The 308-nt window shown below is 41.2% G+C and carries 1 pseudogene; it reads right to left on the reverse strand.

Features of this window, described 5'->3' with window-relative positions:
- Positions 1–308 (reverse strand): annotated as a pseudogene (locus tag TD29_RS18565) (hypothetical protein); the annotation flags it as partial.

Below are 308 nucleotides of genomic sequence, written 5' to 3' on the forward strand. Positions count from 1 at the left end.
AGTAAATAAATCTATTGGGTCGTTATTTGTACATAAATCGACAGTAGCATCGGTTCCAGGATTAGGAGGAATATTTGTAGTTACCGTAACCGTTGCCGTTGAATCTTCACAAGGCGGATTTGAAGCAATTGTATAAGTGTACACACCAGCAGTATCTAGAGCAGGATCAAAAATTCCAGAACCACTTGCAAGCGCAGGCGACCACGTTCCACCAGTTTCAGGAGCACCACCAAGAATAGTAAATAAATCTATAGGGTCATTATCTAAACATAAATCTATAGCACCATCCGTTCCAGCATTAGCCGTTG

Origin of the sequence: Psychroserpens damuponensis (assembly GCF_000826655.1) — a bacterium.
GTDB classification, from domain to species: Bacteria; Bacteroidota; Bacteroidia; order Flavobacteriales; family Flavobacteriaceae; genus Psychroserpens; species Psychroserpens damuponensis.